The 16305-nt window shown below is 64.6% G+C and carries 21 protein-coding genes; 10 read left to right on the top strand and 11 right to left on the bottom strand.

Annotated elements, in window-relative coordinates; translation table 11 throughout:
- The first annotated feature begins 12 nt into the window (after positions 1–12).
- The 4 genes from X268_RS16030 to queA all read left to right on the top strand — a co-directional run bounded on the left by X268_RS16030 (position 13) and on the right by queA (position 2646).
- Complete coding sequence (locus X268_RS16030; RefSeq protein ID WP_128925842.1) at positions 13–576, top strand: peptidylprolyl isomerase; 564 nt, start codon at positions 13–15, stop codon at positions 574–576.
- Positions 577–623: 47 nt separating this feature from the next.
- Entirely contained in the window at positions 624–1010 is a 387-nt protein-coding gene (locus X268_RS16025; RefSeq protein ID WP_164938136.1) for a hypothetical protein, read from the top strand.
- A complete protein-coding gene (locus X268_RS16020; RefSeq protein ID WP_028180549.1) occupies positions 1007–1471 on the top strand; it encodes a peptidylprolyl isomerase in 465 nt (154 codons plus the stop codon). The genes X268_RS16025 and X268_RS16020 overlap by 4 nt, the downstream gene beginning before the upstream one ends.
- A 101-nt stretch (positions 1472–1572) precedes the next feature.
- A complete protein-coding gene (gene queA, locus X268_RS16015; protein WP_128925840.1) occupies positions 1573–2646 on the top strand; it encodes a tRNA preQ1(34) S-adenosylmethionine ribosyltransferase-isomerase QueA in 1074 nt (357 codons plus the stop codon).
- 173 nt (positions 2647–2819) lie between these two features.
- Here the strand turns inward: queA and X268_RS16010 are convergent, their stop codons facing one another.
- The 4 genes from X268_RS16010 to X268_RS15995 form a co-directional block, all read right to left on the bottom strand.
- The gene (locus X268_RS16010; RefSeq protein WP_128925839.1) at positions 2820–3857 is read right to left on the bottom strand and encodes an aspartate-semialdehyde dehydrogenase; all 1038 of its coding nucleotides are present in this window, start codon (positions 3855–3857) and stop codon (positions 2820–2822) included.
- Positions 3858–4088: 231 nt separating this feature from the next.
- The gene (locus X268_RS16005) at positions 4089–4607 is read right to left on the bottom strand and encodes a PepSY domain-containing protein (protein ID WP_430648416.1); all 519 of its coding nucleotides are present in this window, start codon (positions 4605–4607) and stop codon (positions 4089–4091) included.
- A gap of 338 nt (positions 4608–4945) precedes the next feature.
- Entirely contained in the window at positions 4946–5692 is a 747-nt protein-coding gene (locus X268_RS16000) for a TetR/AcrR family transcriptional regulator (RefSeq protein ID WP_128925838.1), read from the bottom strand.
- A gap of 135 nt (positions 5693–5827) precedes the next feature.
- Positions 5828–7036: a patatin-like phospholipase family protein gene (locus tag X268_RS15995; protein ID WP_128929284.1), complete on the bottom strand. Its 1209-nt coding sequence runs from the start codon at positions 7034–7036 to the stop codon at positions 5828–5830.
- Between the two features lie 181 nt (positions 7037–7217).
- Here X268_RS15995 and tgt point away from each other — a divergent pair, with 181 nt between their 5' ends.
- The gene (gene tgt, locus X268_RS15990; protein WP_128925837.1) at positions 7218–8363 is read left to right on the top strand and encodes a tRNA guanosine(34) transglycosylase Tgt; all 1146 of its coding nucleotides are present in this window, start codon (positions 7218–7220) and stop codon (positions 8361–8363) included.
- A gap of 1 nt (position 8364) precedes the next feature.
- Here the strand turns inward: tgt and X268_RS15985 are convergent, their stop codons facing one another.
- Positions 8365–8583, bottom strand: a complete 219-nt coding sequence (locus X268_RS15985; protein WP_128925836.1) for a hypothetical protein — start codon at positions 8581–8583, stop codon at positions 8365–8367.
- A 221-nt stretch (positions 8584–8804) separates the two neighbouring features.
- Between X268_RS15985 and cysK the strand changes: the two genes are divergently transcribed.
- Together cysK and X268_RS15975 are read left to right on the top strand one after the other, a co-directional pair.
- Positions 8805–9782, top strand: a complete 978-nt coding sequence (gene cysK / locus X268_RS15980) for a cysteine synthase A (protein ID WP_128925835.1) — start codon at positions 8805–8807, stop codon at positions 9780–9782.
- Between the two features lie 3 nt (positions 9783–9785).
- A complete protein-coding gene (locus X268_RS15975) occupies positions 9786–10025 on the top strand; it encodes a BrnA antitoxin family protein (protein ID WP_128925834.1) in 240 nt (79 codons plus the stop codon).
- A 197-nt stretch (positions 10026–10222) separates the two neighbouring features.
- Here the strand turns inward: X268_RS15975 and X268_RS15970 are convergent, their stop codons facing one another.
- Entirely contained in the window at positions 10223–11653 is a 1431-nt protein-coding gene (locus tag X268_RS15970; RefSeq protein WP_128925833.1) for a caspase family protein, read from the bottom strand.
- Between the two features lie 200 nt (positions 11654–11853).
- Complete coding sequence (locus X268_RS15965) at positions 11854–12729, bottom strand: DMT family transporter (protein WP_128925832.1); 876 nt, start codon at positions 12727–12729, stop codon at positions 11854–11856.
- A gap of 251 nt (positions 12730–12980) precedes the next feature.
- Between X268_RS15965 and X268_RS15960 the strand changes: the two genes are divergently transcribed.
- Positions 12981–13379, top strand: a complete 399-nt coding sequence (locus X268_RS15960; protein WP_128925831.1) for a RidA family protein — start codon at positions 12981–12983, stop codon at positions 13377–13379.
- A 51-nt stretch (positions 13380–13430) separates the two neighbouring features.
- On the opposite strand, the gene X268_RS15955 is transcribed toward X268_RS15960, so the two are convergent.
- The 3 genes from X268_RS15955 to X268_RS15945 form a co-directional block, all read right to left on the bottom strand.
- Positions 13431–13976: a hypothetical protein gene (locus X268_RS15955; RefSeq protein ID WP_164937762.1), complete on the bottom strand. Its 546-nt coding sequence runs from the start codon at positions 13974–13976 to the stop codon at positions 13431–13433.
- Positions 13921–14271, bottom strand: coding sequence for a hypothetical protein (locus X268_RS15950; protein WP_128925829.1), 351 nt, complete (start codon positions 14269–14271; stop codon positions 13921–13923). The genes X268_RS15955 and X268_RS15950 overlap by 56 nt, the downstream gene beginning before the upstream one ends.
- Positions 14272–14457: 186 nt before the next feature.
- On the bottom strand, positions 14458–15045 hold the full coding sequence (locus tag X268_RS15945) for a formyltransferase family protein (protein ID WP_128925828.1): 588 nt from the start codon (positions 15043–15045) through the stop codon (positions 14458–14460).
- A gap of 142 nt (positions 15046–15187) precedes the next feature.
- Here X268_RS15945 and X268_RS15940 point away from each other — a divergent pair, with 142 nt between their 5' ends.
- Positions 15188–15397, top strand: coding sequence for a hypothetical protein (locus X268_RS15940; RefSeq protein ID WP_128925827.1), 210 nt, complete (start codon positions 15188–15190; stop codon positions 15395–15397).
- Positions 15398–15662: 265 nt separating this feature from the next.
- Complete coding sequence (locus X268_RS15935) at positions 15663–15881, top strand: hypothetical protein (RefSeq protein ID WP_128925826.1); 219 nt, start codon at positions 15663–15665, stop codon at positions 15879–15881.
- 105 nt (positions 15882–15986) lie between these two features.
- Here the strand turns inward: X268_RS15935 and X268_RS15930 are convergent, their stop codons facing one another.
- Complete coding sequence (locus X268_RS15930; RefSeq protein ID WP_027575377.1) at positions 15987–16289, bottom strand: hypothetical protein; 303 nt, start codon at positions 16287–16289, stop codon at positions 15987–15989.
- Positions 16290–16305 lie beyond the last annotated feature (16 nt).

The raw sequence follows: 16305 nt of genomic DNA, 5'->3' as shown, positions 1-16305 counted from the left end.
TCCGGAGTTGTCATGATCCGAATTCTCGCAGTTCTTGCCGCGCTTCTGTTCGCGGTGCCGGCGCTGGCGCAGCAATTGCCTGTAAACCTCGACAAGGCCAACGCCATCGTCATCGACAGCACCAAGGGCCGCATCGTCATCAAGCTCAGGACCGATATCGCGCCGCAGCATGCCGAGCGCATCAAGCAGCTCGCGCGCGAGGGCTACTACAACAACGTGCCGTTCCATCGCGTCATGGACGGCTTCATGGCGCAGACCGGCGACGGCCAGAATTTCAACGGCACCGGAGGTTCGAAATATCCGAACCTGAAGCAGGAATTCTCCAAGGTGCATTTTGCCCGCGGCATCGTCGGCATGGCCCGGCGCGGCGACAGCGTCGATAGCGCCAACTCGCAGTTCTTCATCATGTTCGCCGACGGCGGCAGCCTCGATGGCCAGTACACCGTGATCGGCGAGGTGGTGCAGGGCATGGACGTCGTCGACAAGCTGAAGAAGGCACCCCCCGGCTCGCCCGGCGGCTCCGTCACCGATCCCGACAAGATGGTGAAGGTGCAAGTCGCTTCCGATATCAAGTAGGAGCGGCGATAGTGCGCTGTGGCGACAAGCTCTTGCTGGTTGCCGCAATGCTGCTGCTCGGCGTCTCCGGCGCAGCCGCCGAGGATGGGCAGGTCAACACCATCCAGGACGTCTTCCGGCACTTGCGTACCTGCTGGAGACCGCCGCCGCCCGCCAAGGCCCGCCCCCTCGACATCACCGTCGTCGTGAGCTTTAACCGGGCCGGAAACATTCTGGGCCATCCGAGGATTACCTATGAATCCGCGGAGGCCTCCGACAATGACCGGCTGCAATACCGGATCGCGGTGATGGAGGCGTTGCAACGCTGCACGCCGATGCCATTTACCGATGCAATGGCCGGCGCCGCCGCGGGACGTCCATTCGCGATCCAGTTCCGCAGCCGCAAAACGTCGCCCGACAAGACTTCACCCCCAACGCAAGAGAGACGAGCATGAGCGTCACCGAAAACACCCTGATCCTCGAGACCACGCAAGGCCCCGTCACCATCGAGATGCGCCCCGACCTCGCGCCCGGCCATGTCGCGCGCATCAAGGAGCTGGTCCGTGAGGGCTTCTACGACGGCATCGTGTTCCACCGCGTCATCGAGGGCTTCATGGCGCAGACCGGCTGCCCGCACGGCACCGGCACTGGCGGCTCCGGCAAGAAGCTGAAGGCCGAGTTCAACAAGGAGCCGCATGTGCGCGGCACCGCCTCGATGGCGCGCGCCGCCAACCCCGATTCCGGCGACAGCCAGTTCTTCATCTGCTTCGACGACGCCCGCTTCCTCGACAACCAGTACACGGTGTGGGGCAAGGTGACCGAAGGCATGGAGAACGTCGACAAGATCAAGCGCGGCGAGCCCGTGATGAATCCGGATAAGATCGTCAAGGCCCGGATGGCCGCGGACAAGGAGTGACCACGTAGCGTCATTCCGGAGCGCGCGTAGCGCGAATCCGGAATCTCGAGATTCCGGGTTCGATGCTGCGCATCGCCCCGGAATGACGGTGGTGACGAGGGATGCGCACCGATCTGTTCGATTTCGACCTGCCCGCAGAGCGCATTGCCTTGCGCCCGGCGAGCCCGCGCGACTCCGCCAGGATGCTGGTGGTGGAGAACGGTGCGTTGCGCGACCAGACCATCGCCGACCTGCCGCAATGGCTGAAGGCGGGCGACCAGCTCGTCGTCAACGACACCAAGGTGATCGCTGCGCAATTGAAGGGCCGCCGCATCGGCCGCGAGACCGAGCCGAAGATCGAGGCGACCCTGATCAAGCGCCTCGACGGCTCACGCTGGCAGGCGCTGGTGAAGCCGGCGAAGAAGCTTGTTGCCGGCGATCGAGTCCGCTTCGGCAATGAAGGCAAGGTCTGCCTGCTCGGTCATCTTGACGCCGAGGTCGAGGCCAAGGGCACCGAGGGCGAGGTGACGCTGTCGTTCTCGTTCCACGGCCCGGCGCTCGACCAGGCCATCGCCGATCTCGGCAGCCCGCCGCTGCCGCCCTACATCGCCTCCAAGCGCACGCCTGACGATCAGGACCTTGCGGACTATCAGACGATGTTCGCGGCGAATGAGGGCGCGGTTGCAGCGCCCACCGCAGGGCTGCATTTCACGCCCGCGCTGGAGCAGGCGCTGCGCGCGCGCGACGTCGGCCTCAACCGCGTCACGCTGCATGTCGGGGCAGGGACGTTCCTGCCGGTGAAGGTGGACGACACCGAAGCCCACAAGATGCACGCCGAGTGGGGCACGATCTCGGCCGAGACGGCGGAGCGGCTCAACACGGCGCGGAAGAACGGCGGCCGCATCATCGCGGGCGGCACCACGTCATTGCGTCTGCTCGAAAGCGCGGCGAGCGAAGATGGCACGATCCGGCCGTTCGCGGCGGAGACCTCGATCTTCATCACCCCTGGCTATCGCTTCCGCGCGGTCGATATTCTGATGACGAATTTCCACCTGCCGAAGTCGACGCTGTTCATGCTGGTGTCGGCATTTTCAGGGCTGGAGACGATGAAGCAGGCCTATGCGCATGCGATCGCGCAAGATTATCGCTTCTATTCGTATGGCGATGCGTGTTTGCTGTTTCGGGCAGAGCTGTAGGCGACCCGCGCAAAAGCATCACCGTCACCCTGAGGTGCTCGCCTCTTCGGCGAGTCTCGAAGGGCGACGGCCCGGTTGCTGCATCTCGGCCGTTCATCCTTCGAGGTTCACCATGCAGCGCCTGGCGCTGCATGGTTCGCACCTCAGGATGACGGATCGACAGGCGTGCTCTGTTACGCCATCACGCGCTGCGGCAGCAGCTCCGCAATCTGCACCGCGTTCAGCGCCGCGCCCTTGAGCAGCTGATCGGCCGCCACGAACATCGAGATCGAATGGCCTGAGGTGTCGCTGAGGTCCTTGCGGATGCGGCCGACCAGCACGTCGTCCTGGCCCGAGGCGTCGATCGGCATCGGGAAGTAGTTCTTGGTGCGGTCGTCGACCACCTTCACACCGGGGGCCTGCGCCATGATGGCGCGGACCTGGTCCTCGGTGATCGGCTTCTCGCATTCGAAGGTGATGGCCTCGCAATGCGCGCGCAGCACCGGCACGCGCACGCAGGTGACGCCAACGGCGATACTGTCGTCCTCGAAGATCTTGCGGGTTTCCTTGATGACCTTGGTCTCTTCGTCGTTGTAGCCGGTGTCAGGGTCGATCGCCGTGTTGTGGTTGAAGAGGTTGAAGGCGTAGGGGTGTGGCATCACCTTGGGCGTATAGACCTGCCCGTTGAGATTGGCGCGGGTCGATTCGACCAGCTCCTCCATCGCCGCGGCACCGGCGCCGGAGGCGGCCTGATAGGTCGAGATGATGACGCGCTTGATGCGGTTCTTCTGGTGGATCGGCCACAGCGGCACCAGCGCGGTGATCGCGGCGCAGTTCGGGTTGGCAATGATGCCCTTGTGGTTGCGGATGCGGTTCGCGTTGATCTCGGGGATCACCAGCGGCACGTTCGGGTCCATGCGGAAGGCGGAGGAGTTGTCGACCACGACGGCGCCGGACTTGACCGCGATCGGCGCGTACTTCCTGGAGATGCTGCCGCCGGCGGAGAACAGGGCGATATCAACACCTTCGAAGGAGCGCTCGGTCAGCTCCTCGATTACGATCTCCTTGCCGCGGAACGACACCGTCTTGCCGGCCGAGCGGGCGCTGGCGAGCGCCTTGAGCTTGCCGACGCGAAAGCCGCGCTTGTCCATGGTGGCGATGAATTCGGCGCCCACCGCACCGGTGACGCCGACAATCGCGACGACGGGATCGTTACTCACTTTGTCCTCCATTGACTTGAGATTGAGACAACAAAAAAGCCCCGGACCATCGAGGGCGGGGCTTGCCGTAGAGCTGATGCGTTTAAGTCGACGACCTACGCGCGCACGCCTCCCCGGGCCCCTGGGGCCGTGGTGGTTTTGGTCGTGCGTTTGGTGGTCGTGAACATGGCGGCGACTTATGCGGGAGAGTCTTGCGCCCGTCAATGGTTTTTCGGCGGGAATGCGGCCCCGCGAGGGACTACGCTATTTGGCGCGCGCGCCCGGCGGCTCCAGGGTGACCTCCTTGAGGTCGTCGCCGCTGAGGACGACGATCGAAAAGTTCAGCCGGCCGCGCTCGCGCACCAGCCCGCCGCTGATCGCCTTGCCCGAGGCGGCGCGCTCGGCAACGCGCACGGCATCGGCGAGCCGATGCCTGATCGCGCCCAGGGCTGCGAGATTGCTGCGATCGTCCTTGTCGAGCTCGGTCAGGGGCAGGGCGGCTTCCCCACCTACAAGCTCGCCGGTCGCAGCGTTGATGGTATGGCGCCAGATCCGGTCGTTGTGCACGGTCTTCACCCGATACACCGGCACACCGGAGCCGCCGTCGAAGCTCACGTCCGCCGTCGTGGCGCCGGCATGGCGGGCTTCCGCGATCGCCATGGCCTGGCTGATCGAGATCGACGAGCTGCGAAAGCGCTCGATCTCGCGGCTGACGGCCTGGCGGTCAGCCTCGGCGTCACCATCTGTATCGCTATGAAGGGCGGTCGGTGTGCCCATGGACACCGTTGCCCCTGCCGGTGCGGCGATGAGCAGCACGGGCAAGGCGATCGCAAGCAGTTGCGAGGTCCATCGTTTGGCAGTCGTCATGCTCGAAACCCTCGGCCAGCGAGTGTGCCGGATGATCGTAAAGAATTCGCGGCCGACCTTGGGCGAAGGCCGGCCGCGGAGCGTCGAGGCGGGTTGTACCCGCCGTGACGATCTCGGTGATACGGGCCGCCTTTGGGGCTGGTGAAAAAAGCCGGTCCGCATCGCCCATAACTAAACCATACCGTGTCGTTTTATTTTGGTCAATGGCGTGGCGGTCGTCCCCGTGGGGATAGAGCGGGATCCTCACGGAATTGTCAGCGCGAGGGGCGGCGGCGTTGCGTGCCCTTGGCGGCGTCTTGGCCGCGGTCGGCAGGTCCGAGCGCGCCGGCCAGGAACAGCTTGATCGTCGCGCGCATGCGCTTTTCGGCGGCCTTCATCTCGAGCGCCATTCCGAAGGTCGCCATGCGGTGGGCGTGACCGGCCACCACGTCGAGAAATACCTCGGCGGCAATGGTGGTGTCCTCGACGTCGAGCGCACCCTGCGCCACCAGATGGTCGAAGAAGCGCGCCGTGGTGGCGACCGCCTTGAGCCAGCCTTCCTCCTTGCCGAGCTTGGCGACGTCGGGGAAGTTGATGGCCTGCGCGGTCATCATGCGGCTGAAGGCGACGGCATCGGGACCGCAGGTGAAGGTCAGCATCTCGCGCCCGATCTCGACCAGCCGCTGCTCGACCGAGATGTCCGCGGGGCTGCTGAGCTGCGTCTCTGCGGCTGCGGACAGCGGCGCAAGCCAGCGCGCGATCTCGCGCCTCAGCACGGCGGCAAACAGGCCGCGCTTGTCGCCGTAGCGGGAATAGACGGTGGGCTTGCTGACCCGCGCCGCTTCCGCGACCGCGTCGAGCGAGGTGGCGTCGAAGCCGCGGTCCAGGAACAGGCGGGTGGCGACCTCGATCAGCCGCTGGTCGCGCTCGATGGCAGCTGACTTCGTCGGCCGGCCGCCGCGGGATTTCGGCACCTCGCGCCGCGGCGCTGCCGGTCTGGTCTTGGTCGCAGTCAATCCCATGCCCAATGATTCCTGCGCGTTTCTGACAGTCGTCATTCGCTCTATATCGCGCAGGAGCCGAGGCGTCATCGCGAATCTGGCCGAATTGGCCGTATCGTCAACGGTTTCGGCCGGGCCTCGTTCCTCCACGCGGGCTCACGGCACCGTGGAGGTCCAGGCCTGACCGGACGCGGCCTTGTCGTACCCGTATTGATAGAGCGCACGCATATAAGCGGTATCGAACCCTTCCGACGGCGGCGCCGGATAGTCGTGCGCGATGTAGGACAGATGAAAGCCGAGACGGTTGCGCCTGGCGAAATCATAGGTCGAGAAGATGATTGAGCGCGTCTGTGACTGGGTGATCGCCGACAGGCTGCGCGAGGCGACATCGATGGTGCCGTTGGAGACGAGCTCGAAATTGCGTTCGATCTTCTTGTTGACGAGGATGTAGATGTCCATCTTCGCCGTGCCCGGCAGCCGGCTGCCCTGGAACAGCAGAGCTTCGGGCAGCGTCAGCACCGGGGCGGTCACGCCGCCGTCGACATGCATCTCCTGAAACTTGCGGCCCGCGCCTTCGGCGTCGATCATGATCGGCGGAAACACCAGGGGAATGCTGGCGGAGGCCGCCATCACGTCGCGAAACAGCTTGAGCGCCTCGGGCGTTCCGACCGCGGCGATCTTGCCCATGTCCCAGATCGCAGTGCGCTGGGTGTCGAGATCGGTCGTCACGATCAGCAGCTTTCGCCCCTTGGCGTTCTCGCGCGCGACCTGCGCCATGATCTCCGGCCCGACATAGCGAGCGACGAGCTCCCGCAGCCGCGTGTTGCCGAACAGGCCGGATCCAAACAGCACGCGCATGATGCTGGGATCGTTCAACAGGCTTTCGGCGATGCCGCTGGTGTAGACCTCCTTCAGCGTGTCGTCATATTGCGAGCCGAGAAACGCGAACGGCGCGATCAGCCCGCCGGTGCTTACGCCCGAGACGACGGAGAAGGCGGGGCGGGTTCTGGCCGCGGTCCAGCCGTTGAGCACGCCGACGCCGTAAGCCCCATCGGCGCCGCCGCCGGAGAGCGCCAGATAGGACTTCGTCGCAGTGCTGGTGTCCTTCTCGAAGCTGAATTTCGTGGCCGGCTCGTCGGCGTAGCGCCTGAGGCCGTCGATATCGAGCACGCGCGATGCGCGGGCTTCAGCGGCCGTGTAGGGCGTGCGGGGCAGGGAGGTGCAGGCGGCGAGCGCCAGGCCGCAGGTCAGGGCCAGGAGCCCGGTCAGGCGGCCGCCTGCCTGCCTGATCCAGCCACGGGAGCGGCTGGACACGTCAGTCGAACACGAAGGAAGAGGCATTGTCGGTGGCTGGCGATCACAGATTTGGCGCCGCCGGCAACTTCGCCGCGGCATCTCGTCCAGCCCCCATGGCAAAACTACACTGTATCGTTTTGTTTAGCAAGCGCGCCGGCACGAATATCCGCGTCGATTGTGTCCCAGTCCGAGGCACCCGGCCGGCCGCAGCGGGTTGATCGACTTGCTCCGACACGCAATAAGCACCGCCATGAATCCCGACAATGATCTACCCAATCACTTCGAGCTGCTCGCCACCGACGGCGCCGCGCGCACCGGCCGCCTGACCACACCGCATGGCGTAGTGCGTACCCCGGCGTTCATGCCGGTCGGCACCGCCGGCGCCATGAAGGGCATGCACTGGCGCGAGGTGCGCGACGCCGGCGCCGACATCGTGCTCGGCAACACCTATCATCTGATGTTGCGTCCGAGCGCCGAGCGGATCGCAGCGCTCGGCGGCTTGCAGAAGTTCACCGGCTGGAACGGCCCGATGCTGACGGATTCCGGTGGCTTCCAGGTGATGTCGCTGGCGGACCTGCGCAAGGTCACGGAGAACGCCGTCACCTTCCGGTCGCATATCGACGGCGCCAAGGTCGAGCTGTCGCCGGAGCGCTCGATCGAGGTGCAGCGCCTGCTCGGCTCCGACATTGCCATGCAGATGGACGAATGCGTGCGGCTGCCGGCCGAGCGGGCCGATATCGAGCGCGCGATGCAATTGTCGCTGCGCTGGGCCGAGCGCTCGAAGCGCGCCTTCGAGAGCGCTCCCGCCGGCTACATGCTGTTCGGCATCGTGCAGGGCGGCGACGTGCCCGAGCTTCGTCATGCGAGCGCCACAGGCCTGGTCGCGACCGGCTTCCACGGTTATGCGATCGGCGGCCTTGCCGTCGGCGAGCCGCAGGAGGTGATGCTGGCGATGATCGACGAGACCGTGCCGCTGCTGCCGACGGAGCGCCCGCGCTATCTGATGGGCGTCGGCACGCCCGACGACATTCTCGAGGCCGTGAAGCGCGGCATCGACATGTTCGACTGCGTGATGCCGACGCGCAATGGCCGGCACGGCGTCGCCTTCACGCGCTTCGGCCAGGTGAATTTGCGCAACGCACGACACGCCGACGATCCGCGTCCGCTCGACGAGGAGAGCTCGTGGCCGTCGACGCGGAGCTACGCGCGCGCCTATCTGCACCATCTCGTCAAGGCGGGCGAGACGCTGGGCGCGATGCTGCTGTCCGAAATCAATATCGCTTACTATCAGTTCCTGATGCAGGGCATCAGAGACGCGATCGCACAGGGAAAATTCGACGAGTTCTATCAGCGTACGCGCGCGGACTGGGCGAGGGGCGACATCGCCCCGCACTAGGTCAGTTGCAAGTGAAGCGTGGCTTCACGGCGTGCTTGGTCACGAAGCCATAGCCGCAATTGTCGCAGGTCCAGAGATAGCTGATCATGTGGTCCGAGACGTAGGCGGACGCTTCGGCGGCGACCATGGAGTCGGCGCAAACGGGACAGGTGGGCAACTCGCTGCAACGCGGATCACGGTTCGGCGCGACGGTCGACAACACTTCAGCAACTGCTGACATCGTGGTGACCTCCCTGCTTTGAGACGTAAGTCTAACATAAGCAGAAGCAGTTGACGAGGTCGCAACACAAATGCGTTGGTTTTCTGATATTTGTCATTCACGTGATTTTGCGATGCAGCGTATTTAACATGTGTCGCATTGTCGCTTGCGTGCTGCCGCAAGCTGTCTGTAACTGCGCAAGGGTCGCGATAGAACTGCAAATTCGCCAGAGGGAGTTCAACATGGACGCATCGTCCAACACGGGTGCAGCGCACCAACCCGGCCGCGGCCGGATCTATGACTCGATCGTCGAGGCCTTCGGCAACACGCCGATCGTGCGCTTGCGCCGGCTTCCCGGCATGCACGGCGTGAATGCGACCATTTTGGCAAAACTTGAATATTTCAATCCGGCTGCAAGCGTGAAGGACCGCATCGGCGCGGCCATGATCGTCGCGATGGAAAAGGCCGGCATCGTCAAGCCCGACACCGTGCTGATCGAGCCGACCTCCGGCAATACCGGCATCGCGCTCGCCTTCGTGGCGGCGTCCCGTGGCTATCGCCTCAAGCTGGTGATGCCGGAATCGATGTCGATCGAGCGGCGCAAGATGCTGGCCTTTCTCGGCGCCGAGCTGGTGCTGACGCCGGCGGCGCAAGGCATGAAGGGCGCGATCGCCGCCGCCGAGGAGCTGTTGAAGACGACCCCGAACGCGGTGATGCCGCAGCAGTTCAAGAATCTCGCCAATCCCGAGGTGCACCGCCGCACCACCGCGGAGGAGATCTGGAACGACACTGGCGGCAATATCGATTTCTTCGTGGCCGGCGTCGGGACCGGCGGCACCATCACCGGCGTCGGCCAGGTGCTCAAGCCGCGCAAAGCCTCGCTGCGCGTGGTTGCGGTGGAGCCGGAGGAGAGTCCGGTGCTGTCAGGGGGACAGCACACGCCGCACAAAATTCAGGGCATCGGCGCCGGCTTCGTTCCTGACATCCTCGACCGTGCCGTGATCGACGAGATCGTGAAGATCAACTCGACGACGGCGATCGAGACCTCGCGCGCGCTGGCGCGGCATGAGGGGATTCCTGGAGGCATCTCCTCGGGGGCTGCGATCGCGGCCGCGCTTCAGATCGGCAAGCGGCCGGAAGCTGCGGGAAAGACCATCCTCGCAATCGTGCCGTCCTTCTCCGAGCGCTATCTTTCGACGGCTCTGTTTGAAGGAATCTAGCACATGGCGGATCAACCGAGACGGCCGCGCACGCTTGGCGATGCCAGGACGGAGGCCGAGGCGGCGTTCAAGAAGGTGACCGCCAAGGTCGCCGCGGCGCCGCCGAAACAGAATGCCGTTCCCGGCATCAAGGAACAGGTCACGCTGCGCATTGACCAGGACGTGCTCCAGTTCTTCCAGGAGGGCGGCGCTGGCTGGCAGGACCGCATCAACGAGGCGCTACGGAAGGCGGCGGGGAAGTAGGCATCCTTTCATCAGGCGGTGTGGACTCCTCATCGTGAGGAGCTTGCGCAGCAAGCGTCTCGAAGGATGGAAGGCCCCGCTGATCGAGGCCTTCATGGTTCGAGACGGCGCTTCGTGCCTCCTCACCATGAGGACCACAAACGAAAAAGCCCGGCGTGAGCCGGGCTTTTGATTTTGAAACGTACGTACGTTCTGCCTCAGCGGCGGAACATGCCGCCCATCATGCCGCCGACGACACCGCCGACGAAGGCCGCACCGGCCGCGTCGCCCGGGCTGCTGCGCTGGGGCGCCGGAGCCGGCGCGCTGCTCTGAGCCGGGGTGCTGGAGGCGCGCCGGGCGGCCTTCTGGCTGCTGTCGCTCGCGGTCGCCGGGGCAGCCACGATCTCCGAGAGCAGGGCCTTGTGCTGGTGCTTGTTGAGGTAACCCGATGAGGGGTAACCACGCGCGGCCTGCCAGCGCTTCAGCACGGCCCGGGTCTCCTCGCTGAACACGCCGGTCTGCTTGGTGTCGAAGCCAAGGCCGGTGAGGCGGCGCTGCACATCGCGCCGCTGGGTCTTGTCGAGGCCGATCTGGTCCTCGGTGAGCTGGGTGGCCTCGTCGGTGAAGGTTGCGGGATCGACGCCGGCGTTCAGCGTGCGGGTCGCAGTCGAGGGGCCGCTCTTGATCGCCGCGAGGCGTGCCAGTGCCAGCGCCTTGAACTGACCATTCGGATAGGCGGAGAGATAGGCGTTGAGTTCCTCAGGCTTGTTGGACTCCTTCACCGAGCGCCAGTATTCGAGCTCGACACCGTCCGAGCTTCCGGCCGCCGCCGGCACGACGCCGGACGCGGTCGGAGCCGCGTTGGCGACCTGGGCGGTCGGAGCCTGATTGAGATAGACGGAGCCCGTCAGGTTGGTGTGGCCCCAGGGCAGCTGGCCCTTGCGCGTCTCTTCATTGACCTGAGCGCGCACCGCCGTCATCGCCTGCTGGATCTCGACGCCGGGCTTGGTGATGTTGTCGATCAGGGCGCGCGTAAACGGGCTGTTGTTGCCCTCCTGGCCGTCGAGCGCGGTCTGGCCGGGGCCGGTGGCGAACGCGATCAGCGTGCCTTCGCCGGACTTCATCTCGGCGAGGCCGCTCTGGACGTTGACGCTGCGGGTCGCCGAGTTCGACTTGATCTTGGCGGCGAACGGATTGTCTCGGCATGCATCGAGGAAGACGAGCTTGACCTTGGCATCGCCCATGGTCTGCTCGAGCGTCAGGTCGATGTTGATGGCGGCCCCTAACTTGACGTCCATCTCCGACTTGATGTCGGCGTCGACGGGCAGGAGGTAGTTGGTGCCGCTCACGGCGATGCCGTGGCCGGCATAATAGAACAGCGCGATATCGGAGCCCTGCGCCTTGCGGCCGAAGTCGAGCAGCTTCTCGGTCATCTGGTCGCGGCTGAGATTGGAGCCTTCGATCACCTCGAAGCCTACATTGCGCAGCGTCGAGGCCATCGCCTTGGCGTCGATCGGCGGGTTCGGCAGTTGCGCGACGTTTTTGTAGGAGCCGTTGCCGACAACAAAGGCGACGCGGCGGTCAGCCTTCGCGGCACCGACCGACAGCGCCACGCACATCAGCGAAGCGAGGAGGGTGAGATAGCGCATTCTGAAATCCCCAGAATCGAATTGCAGGCAGCAACAAATTGGCAACGAACCTACACGAAGTGCCCGACTTCGTGCCACCAAAACGGCAGTCCGCGCGTTCAACCCGCTGCTGTGTGGCCGAATGTGCACGGTGGAATCATTTCCCAACGTGATCCAAATCACACGGCCACTTCGTTTTGTCGCGCAAGGCGGCGGAAGGTTCACTGCGCGCGGGCAGGAACCGCCGGCGCAGGCTTCAGATTCAAGAGATTGCCGCACAGGATCAGCGCCGCGCCCAGCACGGTCCAGCCGTCGAGGCGCTCGGCGTAGAGCAGCCAGCCGGCAATCGCAGTCAATGGAACCCGCAGGAAGTCCATGGGAACCACGATCGTCGCATCGGCATAGCGCATCGCGCTTGCGAGGCAGTAGTGTGAGAAGGTGCCGCAGACGGCGATCACGCCGACCCAGGCCCAGGCATAGGCCGACGGCCAGGTCCAGACCAGCAGCGTCGGCACGAAGCCTGCGACCGACTGCACCACCAGCATCCAGAACAGGATCGATAGCGCGCTTTCCGTGCGGGTCAGCGATTTCACCAGCGCCATCGACACGCCAAATCCCATCGCGGCCCCGAGCGCGATGAGCTGGCCCGGATTGATCTCGCCAGTGGCCGGCCGCACGATCACGATCACGCCGACGAGGCCGAGCACGATGGCGGCGATCTTCCACGGCGTTATGCGCTCGGAGAGGAAACTCGCCGCGAGGATCGCGGTCCAGATCGGCATGGTGAACTCGATCGCTACGACTTGGCCGATCGGAATCAGCGTCAGCGCAAAGAACCAGCCGAGCTGGGCAACATAGTGCACGAGGTTGCGCGCGACGTGGTGTTGCAGGCGCGATGTCCTGAGCATCCTGAAGCCGCCGGCGCGATAGATGATCGGCGCCAGCAGGACGAAGCCCGCCAGCGAACGGATCTCCATGATCTCGAAGACGTTGAGCTCGCGTGTGGTCTCACGTCCGGCCACCGCCATGACCAGCATGAGCGACAGCCAGCCGGTCATCCACAGCGCAGCCATCGTTTTGGACGGTGTCGTGCTCATTGGCGGGAATTGCTGGAGGACCGAATATGGAGGGACGGCCGGTATCGGCGACATCGTTGCCGTTTGCAACGGCCAAATCTGCGGATGCAGCGATGCGGCGTGTCGTGCTACAGCATGATCCGGAAAAGTGCGAAGCGGTTTTCCGGAAAGATCGTGCGCAAACAATCATCTACAGCGCGATCACGATTCATCTAAATCTCATTGCGCTTTAGGCATCATCGAACAACGAGAAAATCGGGAGAGCTTCGCTCATGCAAATCTTGCAGCCGGCCGAATGGAAGAAACCGCGTGGCTTTTCTCATGGCGTCGTGGTCGAGGGACCGGGGCGCTGGGTAGTCCTGGCCGGCCAGACCGGCGGCGACGAGGCCGGCAACTACGCACCCGACATGGCGGCGCAGGTCGCAGCCGCGCTGAAGCGGATCATCAAGCTTCTCGGGGAGGCCGGCGCAGGTCCGGAGCACATCGTCCGTCTGACCTGGTACCTGACCAGCCGCAGCGAATACGAGGCGGCCGGCGCCGGCATCGGCGCGGCGTGGAAGGAAACGCTCGGACGCAATTTCCCGCCGTCGACGCTGCTCTATATCGGCGGCCTCGTGGACGAGCGGGCCAAGGTCGAGATCGAGGTCACCGCGTTCGTCCCGGACGCGTAAAAAAGCGATCCGGCGAGGTCGCCGGATCGCTTGCCGTATGGCCGTAATGGCTTAGCGCGACATCGAGATGTTGGCGCCGCGGAACTGGCTGTCGGCGCGCATCGTGACGGTCTGCTTGTTTCCGCTCGTCCGCAGCCCGATGTTGGCGTTGAAACCGGCGGCGGAGGCGACCACTTCGAAATTCCCGCCGCCGCCGCGGCCCTGGAGCGAGCCGGAGATGTTGCGGCTGGCCTCGGACCAGCTGCCGGTGATGGCGCTGCCCTCAGCCCTGACACTGGCCGCGAGGTTGAACTTGTAGGCGTCGCTGGCGCAGGTCAGCGACATCTCCATGGTGGGCCCGATCGGGGCGTATTTGGCCCGGCAGCGGATTCGTTCGGTCGAGCCGTCGTCCAGGGTGACAGTGCCGCTGCCGCTCCAGCTGCCCGCCATCGGGCCGAACGGGCCCGATTGCGCCTTGCTTTCGGAGCTGGCGATTCCCGCCGCAAACAAAACGGCGGCCGCGATCAGCAGCCGCCGGCTCCAGGCGCGAGCCGCGTTTGGTTTATTGGCGCGATGCTTCCCACCGCCCGCTGCACGGTATGCCTGCAGATGCTCCATTCCACTTCCCCGATCCGGCGTTGCCGTTGAGTTGACCGTTGGCATATGCACCATTGATCGAAACTTTCACAAGTCCCCCACTACCGATGGTGCCGGAAACGTTAGCGCCAGGGGCAGTGATCCTGCCGTCGGCAACCGTCAGCATGGAGCTCGCGGTCGGCTCGCAGGAGCCGCTCTTGGTCACGATCGTGACCTGCCAATTGCCGTCATAAGGGCTCTGGGCGAAGGCGGGAGCGGCGAGGGTGCCGGCGAAAACTGAAGCGGCACAAAACACCGCAATGCGATCAAAACGCATAAATTCCGTCCTTGAATGTGTCTGATATTCTGACGCTTATTCGGACGAAATGTGACGGAAATTTGTTGCAATGCCAAATCGAAAATTGTTCCTGTGGAAACAATGGTTTATTTGCGTTTCCGGATACAATTTTCGAAGCAGATTCAATGCGGCCTCACGTTAAGGGTAAACATGAGGAGCGGGGCTTTACGAGAGGCTCGGCGCAGAGGTCGCGAACTGCTCGTCCTGAATCTTGGCGGGTAGCGCCTTGTGGACTTTGGCGTAGTCGATCACGTCGGCCAGCAGCTTGAGGCCAAGCGGCGCCAGCGCGCGCTCCCAGAGCTCCCGCGCCGTCTCGCCTTTCTTGACGAAGCACCAATCCTGGGCGGCGATGGCGCCGGCGTCCATGCGGTCGGCGAGATGGTAGATCGTGCCGCCGGCGATCGGATCGCCTTCCTTGATGGTCCATTCCACGGCGGCCTTGCCGCGATGGCGCGGCAGCAGCGAGGGATGATAGCCGATCCCGCCAAGCTTGGCGGCGGCGAGCGCGTCCTTGCCGATTCGGGCGTGGCTGTGCGCCGTGATGATCAGATCGGTATCGGGGGCAATCTCGGAGGCCACCACCAGCTTCGGATTGGCCTGCACCACGACCTCGATGCCGGCCGCCTTGGCAGTCGCGGCGAGGCGATCCTCGGCATCGGCCACCACGACCCGGACGACCGAGACGCTGTGCTCCCGGAGCATGTTCAGGGTGGTCACGCCGAAATGGCGGGAGCCGACGAGGGTAATGCGCATGGGTGTCCGATCCGGTCTCGCAACTGCGTTATCCCCCGATAACACGTCCGGACGCCCTGTCACCACCCGCGCAGCGTTTGCCTGGGTTATCAACAATGCGCCGCGGCGCCGGGCGCGACGAACGCCACGCGCGCGGGGGCAGGTGACCAGTTTCTATCATCGCGCCTCTTCCGGCGAGGAGCGGCCGGTGCTCTATCGCGGCTACGCCTACCGGCCGTACTACCGCGACAACGCCCATCGCAGGTTGCCGTGCGCGTCCTTCTGCGTCGCCGACTGGCGTTGCCGCGCGGCACGGTCCGCCTGGCAGGCGGCCGATAAGCCGGTTCCTGTGTTTCGTTTTAAACAGAGGTAACCTTGGTGGGCTGATAAGAAGGTGCCGACCGGGGCTGGCGACATTTCAACCCGCATCCGTTTTCGAACCCGGTTTTGGCCGCTGACCCAATCGTCAGCGGCCTTTTCATGCAGTGCGTCGCGGAAATCATCCCATGGTAACACGATCTCAACCAGCTTGGCGTATCGACGAATCCGTCGCGGATTTGTATTGCGTACCGTGACACCGAAATGTCCCGCCGGCGTCGGGTGCGTCGGCGCGGTCTTTTCCGCCGGGACCAGATTTCATGCCGCGCGCGATTGAGCAGATCGTCGACAGCTATGTCCGACTGAAGAACCGGCGCGGCCTTGACGAGCTTATGATGCACAGGCAGCGGCTCGCGGTCGATCTGAAGAGCAGGACCGGCTATGATTTCAGCCTGCCGATCGGCCAGATCGACGAGGAGATCGCCATCATCGAGGCAGGCCTAGCCCGGCTCAAGGCTGAGAATTCCACGCCGATCTAGCGGAGCCTCGGGCCCTGGGGATCCATTGTCGCAGCTACCCGAACAGCGCACACGCGCCCGTCCTGCACGGGCGCAAGCTGATCGCCCGGTGGGCGTGCCTGTCGTTCAATCGCGCCGGCCGCCGTCGATCACCGTGAACAGGGGCCGCGCCGGAGTCGGCTCGACCAGAAGCTCTTCCACCAGCGCGGTGGCCGCATCGACATATTTGCGTGTTGGCTTGTCGAGGGGCCGCTTGGCCTCGTCGTCGAGGGCGACCTTGGCGGCTTCGACGAGCTTGCGCATGCGCGCCGCATGATCATCGCCCGCCGTCAGCGTCGCGCGCGCCAGCGAGCGCAGCACGAACAACTCGCCTTCGAGGCGGAGCAGGCGGTCGTTGAGCCTGGTGAGGACGGCGTTGAGGTCGGCCATGATTGCGGGTTCGGCG

This window comes from Bradyrhizobium guangxiense (assembly GCF_004114915.1).
Classification (GTDB): Bacteria; Pseudomonadota; Alphaproteobacteria; order Rhizobiales; family Xanthobacteraceae; genus Bradyrhizobium; species Bradyrhizobium guangxiense.
Note: the sequence above shows the minus strand (reverse complement) of the source record. Positions and strands in the feature narration are given on the sequence as shown.

Excerpts from the sequence above, each read along its gene's own strand:
- cysK (WP_128925835.1), top strand. The coding sequence starts at position 8,805 with ATGGACGCATCGTCCAACACGGGTGCAGCGCACCAACCCGGCCGCGGC.
- X268_RS15930 (WP_027575377.1), bottom strand. The coding sequence starts at position 16,289 with ATGGCCGACCTCAACGCCGTCCTCACCAGGCTCAACGACCGCCTGCTC.
- X268_RS16030 (WP_128925842.1), top strand. The coding sequence starts at position 13 with ATGATCCGAATTCTCGCAGTTCTTGCCGCGCTTCTGTTCGCGGTGCCG.
- X268_RS15965 (WP_128925832.1), bottom strand. The coding sequence starts at position 12,729 with ATGAGCACGACACCGTCCAAAACGATGGCTGCGCTGTGGATGACCGGC.
- X268_RS15970 (WP_128925833.1), bottom strand. The coding sequence starts at position 11,653 with ATGCGCTATCTCACCCTCCTCGCTTCGCTGATGTGCGTGGCGCTGTCG.
- X268_RS15960 (WP_128925831.1), top strand. The coding sequence starts at position 12,981 with ATGCAAATCTTGCAGCCGGCCGAATGGAAGAAACCGCGTGGCTTTTCT.
- queA (WP_128925840.1), top strand. The coding sequence starts at position 1,573 with ATGCGCACCGATCTGTTCGATTTCGACCTGCCCGCAGAGCGCATTGCC.
- X268_RS15985 (WP_128925836.1), bottom strand. The coding sequence starts at position 8,583 with ATGTCAGCAGTTGCTGAAGTGTTGTCGACCGTCGCGCCGAACCGTGAT.
- X268_RS15945 (WP_128925828.1), bottom strand. The coding sequence starts at position 15,045 with ATGCGCATTACCCTCGTCGGCTCCCGCCATTTCGGCGTGACCACCCTG.
- tgt (WP_128925837.1), top strand. The coding sequence starts at position 7,218 with ATGAATCCCGACAATGATCTACCCAATCACTTCGAGCTGCTCGCCACC.
- X268_RS15975 (WP_128925834.1), top strand. The coding sequence starts at position 9,786 with ATGGCGGATCAACCGAGACGGCCGCGCACGCTTGGCGATGCCAGGACG.
- X268_RS16025 (WP_164938136.1), top strand. The coding sequence starts at position 624 with ATGCTGCTGCTCGGCGTCTCCGGCGCAGCCGCCGAGGATGGGCAGGTC.
- X268_RS16000 (WP_128925838.1), bottom strand. The coding sequence starts at position 5,692 with ATGGGATTGACTGCGACCAAGACCAGACCGGCAGCGCCGCGGCGCGAG.
- X268_RS16010 (WP_128925839.1), bottom strand. The coding sequence starts at position 3,857 with ATGGAGGACAAAGTGAGTAACGATCCCGTCGTCGCGATTGTCGGCGTC.
- X268_RS16020 (WP_028180549.1), top strand. The coding sequence starts at position 1,007 with ATGAGCGTCACCGAAAACACCCTGATCCTCGAGACCACGCAAGGCCCC.
- X268_RS15955 (WP_164937762.1), bottom strand. The coding sequence starts at position 13,976 with ATGGAGCATCTGCAGGCATACCGTGCAGCGGGCGGTGGGAAGCATCGC.
- X268_RS15935 (WP_128925826.1), top strand. The coding sequence starts at position 15,663 with ATGCCGCGCGCGATTGAGCAGATCGTCGACAGCTATGTCCGACTGAAG.
- X268_RS15950 (WP_128925829.1), bottom strand. The coding sequence starts at position 14,271 with ATGCGTTTTGATCGCATTGCGGTGTTTTGTGCCGCTTCAGTTTTCGCC.